This window comes from Caballeronia sp. LZ065, from assembly GCF_031450975.1.
Lineage (GTDB): Bacteria > Pseudomonadota > Gammaproteobacteria > Burkholderiales > Burkholderiaceae > Caballeronia.
In genome coordinates this window covers 1-4,308 of sequence record NZ_JARUXV010000012.1, presented here as the reverse complement: position 1 = coordinate 4,308, position 4,308 = coordinate 1, and the positions used below count along the sequence as shown (strand labels likewise).

Annotated in this window: 4 protein-coding genes; all 4 read right to left on the bottom strand. The window is 62.6% G+C overall.

What is annotated here, in order from left to right:
* Window positions 1-724: 724 nt before the first annotated feature.
* Window positions 725-1,192 carry a 6,7-dimethyl-8-ribityllumazine synthase gene (locus tag QCE63_RS35310; RefSeq protein ID WP_309839878.1) on the bottom strand — a complete coding sequence of 156 codons (468 nt, stop codon included), beginning with the start codon at window positions 1,190-1,192 and terminating at the stop codon, window positions 725-727.
* A complete protein-coding gene (locus QCE63_RS35305) occupies window positions 1,189-2,349 on the bottom strand; it encodes an iron-containing alcohol dehydrogenase (RefSeq protein WP_309839877.1) in 1,161 nt (386 codons plus the stop codon). The genes QCE63_RS35310 and QCE63_RS35305 overlap by 4 nt, the downstream gene beginning before the upstream one ends.
* A gap of 9 nt (window positions 2,350-2,358) precedes the next feature.
* Window positions 2,359-2,868, bottom strand: a complete 510-nt coding sequence (locus tag QCE63_RS35300) for a flavin reductase family protein (RefSeq protein ID WP_309839876.1) — start codon at window positions 2,866-2,868, stop codon at window positions 2,359-2,361.
* Window positions 2,869-3,049: 181 nt separating this feature from the next.
* Window positions 3,050-4,018, bottom strand: coding sequence for a LysR family transcriptional regulator (locus QCE63_RS35295; protein ID WP_309839875.1), 969 nt, complete (start codon window positions 4,016-4,018; stop codon window positions 3,050-3,052).
* Window positions 4,019-4,308: the final 290 nt, after the last annotated feature.

Below are 4,308 nucleotides of genomic sequence, written 5' to 3'. Positions count from 1 at the left end.
GCCAGCATCCAGGCGACCACGAGTTGCAGGTTGCTGTTCGCGCGTAATGCCGGATCGATGCCCATGCCGGCGTTCAGGGCGTTGAAGCTTGCTTCGAGCCGAGCGCCGCCCAGGCAATGTCCGCCGCGCTGCGCTCAAACATTCCACGATTCAGTAATCCGGCATTCGACACGATGAAACCTCGACAATCGATCTGAAGCGGAACACGCGGGTTGCGTATTCGACCGACTGTCAATGTATCCCCGCGACTGCATAAGTTTGAACGCGACTTTTCTTAATTATTCAGAGTGCGCACGCTGTCAAGAACCGGTATCCGAATAAATCAATGCCGATAAGCATCATTAATCCGGTTCACGCTGCTTTGACTAAATTCAAAGCGCTAAATCACTGCTCACAAGATATAATTTCGAGCGTCGTAACCGGCTTTCAACACGCCGATGAACGCGCTAACCGGCACAGTTATAAGATCGGATATCGCGCGTCTCAATGCCGATCCATAGAACCCGGAGGCGGTTGTGCGGGGGTGAAATTCGCCAGGTCAATTCGGCATAACATTGCCCGATTCCTTGGCAAGCTTTTTTATGGCCTTGGCCTTGGCGCGTGATGTTGTATGAGGGCGTAGTACGGAATCTTGCATGCCGTGCACGGACCTTCATCCTCCATGCACATAAAAAAAGCATCCGGTCTGCAAACCGGATGCCTTTGTCGTTCCTGAAACGTGTGATCAGGCAATCAGCGCCACGCGCTCCAGCGTGTCGATACACGCATTCGCCACTTCACGCCCCTTCACGCTCATGTGATCGTGGAAGAAGCGCAGATGCTCTTCGCCCGCATGAAAATGATGCGGCGTGAGCACCGCCGAGAACACCGGCGTAAGCGTGTCGAGCTGGACCTGCATCAGACCGTTGATGACCGCCTGCGCGACGAACTCATGGCGGTAGATGCCGCCATCGACGACCAGTCCGGCCGCCACCACCGCATCGAAACCACCGCGCGTGGCGAGCAGCTTCGCATGCAACGGCAGTTCGAACGCGCCCGGCACCTCGAAGCACTCGACGGCGCTTGCATCGAAGCCCCGGTCCGCAACGCGGGCAAGAAACGCATGCCGGCACTGATCGACGATCTCGCGATGCCAGCACGCTTGCACGAACGCAATGCGCAAGGGCTTGACCGGTTGCGACGGCGCGTTCATAGCGCGGCCTTGTAGATGTCGAGCGCAGCGGTCTCGGTCATCTCGCGCGGATTGTTGATGAGCAGGCGTTGCTGCTTCATCGCGTCGGAGGCGAGCATCGGCAGATGCGCTTCCTCCACGCCCACTTCGCGCAGCGTGCGAGGGATGCCGGTCTCGTTGACGAGCGTCTGCATCGCCTGGACGAAGGCTTCGGTCTTGGCTTCGGCGCTGTCGCCGGGGGCCGCGCAGCCGAGCACGTCCGCGAGTTCCGCATAGAGCGCGGCAGCGGCGGACGCGTTGTAGCGCAGTACGTGCATCAGCACGAGCGCATTCGACAGCCCATGCGGCACATGGAAGTGTCCGCCGAGCGGATAGGCGAGCGCATGCACCGCGGCGACGGGCGCATTCGAGAACGCCTGGCCGGCGAGCGTCGCGCCGAGCAACATGGCTTCGCGAGCGGCGCGGTCCTTGCCGTCGCGGCACGCGGGCAGCAGGTTCGCATACAGCAGGCGCAGCGCTTCCTTGGCGAGCATGTCGGACAGCGGGTTCTTCAGACGCGCCGAGGTATAGGCCTCGATCGCATGCACCATCGCGTCGATCCCGGTCGCGGCGGTGGCCTGCGGCGGCAGACCGAGCGTGAGTTCGGCGTCGAGCAGCGCGATGTCCGGATACAGAATCGGCGAGACGACGCCGCTCTTGGTGGTCGCGCCGGTCGTGACGATGGAGATGGCCGTGACTTCGGAGCCAGTGCCCGCCGTGGTCGGAATCAGCACGAGCGGCAGGCGCGGGCCTTCCACGTTGCCGACGCCATACATCTTGTCGAGCGGCTGCTCGCTTGCGCACAGCACGGCGATCAGCTTGGCGACGTCCATCGACGAGCCGCCGCCGAGCCCCAGCACGATCTGCGCGCCACTGGCCTTCGCGCGTGCGGCGGCGTCGAGCACGACGTGATCGGGCGGATCGGCGACGACGTCATCGATTACGGTGACGTCCCAGCCTTGGGCGGCGAGGTCATCGAGTGCGGGCGCGATCAGGCCGCTTTGATTGAGGAAGCGGTCGGTCACGAGCACGACGCGCTGCTCGTTGCGATAGCGCTCGCGCAGCAGCGCGCCGAGGCGTCGGGCGCTGCCATATTCGACGATGAGCGAGGGAACCGTGGTGAAACTGAATGCGTTCATGCGATGCGCTCAGGAAAGTGAATCTTCGGTTTCGAGTTCGAGGCTGCGAAAACCCCGGTTGTAATAGACGAGCGGCGTGGCTTCGCACAGTTCGACTTCCTGGATCTCGCCAATCAACACCGTATGATCGCCGGCTTCGTGCACGTCGCGCGCGACGCACACGAGCGAGGCCATCGAGCCCGGCAGCACGGGCGGATGCGGATTGTCACCGGTGCCATAACGGAAGCCGTGCGGGGCGAACTTGTCGACGCCCTTGCGCGCGAAGTGCATCGCGACGTCCTTCTGATCCTGCGAGAGGATGTTGATTGCGTAGCGCTGCGCGGTGACGAAGGCCGCGTGCGAATCCGCCTTGTTGGCGATGCACACCAGCACGAGCGGCGGGTCCATCGATACGGACGAGAACGAGCTGGCGGTGAAGCCCCAGTGGCGGCCTGCTTCGTCGGTCGTCGACACGATGGTGACGCCGCTCGGGAAGGCCGACAGTGCGTCGCGGAAGGTCTGATTGTTCTTGAGCGTCATGAAAGTCTCCGGAATGAGATGAGCGCATGGCATCTGCGCTGCATGAACCCAGTCTAGAGTCGCGCGTCCCGCAGAACAATTTCGAAGTCGCGATGGATTGATCGATAAAACGGATAGATGAGCGGATAGATCAGCGGATAGATCAGCGCTTTGACAGGTGGCAAGCGCTCGCATCATCGTCTCAGGCCTGCGCCGCGTCGCTGGTCAGCGTCGCGCCGAAGTTCGCCTCCAAATGCCGCACGAAGCTGAGCGCGGCGGCGCTCAGGTCCGCATCGCGCGAGCGCAGAATGCCGAAGCTGCGCATCAGCTTGACGTCGGTGACCTGGAGTGTGGCGCGGGTGTCGCGGGCGTAGCGCTGCGCCATCGAGCGCGGCAGGAAGGTGGCTCCCAGACCCGCGTCCACCATGCCGAGCAGCGTGCTCAGGTTGGCGGCGTGATGCATCGGCCGCAGCGCGAGGCCGCGTTTCGCGAACTCGTCGGCGAGCCGTTCGCGCAGGATCGAATAGCGGTCCAGCAGCATCAGCGGGACTTGCGCGAGTTGCTCCAGCGTCACTTCACCGGCGGGCGCGAGCGCATGCGAGGTCGGCACCACGACCAGCATGTCTTCTTCCGTGAGCGCCTCGAAACTCAGCTTGCTCGAATCGTTATCGAACGCGACGACGGCAAGATCCGCCTCGCTGCTCTCGATCCGCGCGACCACGTCTTCATATTGCAGGTCGCGCAACTGGATCTGCACGTCCGGATAACGCTGGCAGAAGGAATGGATCAGCGAGGGCAGCATGACGGCCGAGATCATCGGCGTGGCGGCGACGACCACACGCAGCCGCGCTGCTTCGGCGTCGGCCTGGAATTCGGTCAACAGCTTGCGGAGGTCGCGCAGCGCGGCTTCGGCGTGCTCGCGCAAACGCTTGCCGGCGGTGGTCGGCTCCACGTGACGCGTGGTGCGCACGAGCAAGCGTGTCTTCAAGGTCGATTCGAGCCGCTGCACGCGGGCCGTCACGGAAGGCTGGGAGATATGCAGACGCCTGGCGGCGGCGCTGAAGCTGCCCAGTTCCACCACGGCAAGAAAAGTCTCCAGTTCGACGAGGTCGAAACGCAGCGTGACCGGCGCCGCGGCATGCGCGGCTTCGTCCGGCTTGTCGGACGTCATGGCCCAAGGTCTCCGGGTTTTATCAGGAATGTCTATGAGTCTATCTCATAAAGCAAATAGTGTCGTGGCGTGGGCATCGACATAATCGGTTCATACGACTGCGCCTCTTGCGTCATGCCGAAGCATGCGGCGCTCCAAAGGAATCGCAAGGAGACTTCATGAAGGACGAAATCAAGATCCTGACGCCGAATGGCATCCTGGGCTACGGCATCCCGGTGGCCGACTTCTGGCGCGGCATCGATCAACAGCCCGACGCGATGATCGTCGATGGCGGTTCTACCGACCCCGGT

Excerpts from the sequence above, each read along its gene's own strand:
- QCE63_RS35300 (WP_309839876.1), bottom strand. The coding sequence starts at position 2,868 with ATGACGCTCAAGAACAATCAGACCTTCCGCGACGCACTGTCGGCCTTC.
- QCE63_RS35310 (WP_309839878.1), bottom strand. The coding sequence starts at position 1,192 with ATGAACGCGCCGTCGCAACCGGTCAAGCCCTTGCGCATTGCGTTCGTG.
- QCE63_RS35305 (WP_309839877.1), bottom strand. The coding sequence starts at position 2,349 with ATGAACGCATTCAGTTTCACCACGGTTCCCTCGCTCATCGTCGAATAT.
- QCE63_RS35295 (WP_309839875.1), bottom strand. The coding sequence starts at position 4,018 with ATGACGTCCGACAAGCCGGACGAAGCCGCGCATGCCGCGGCGCCGGTC.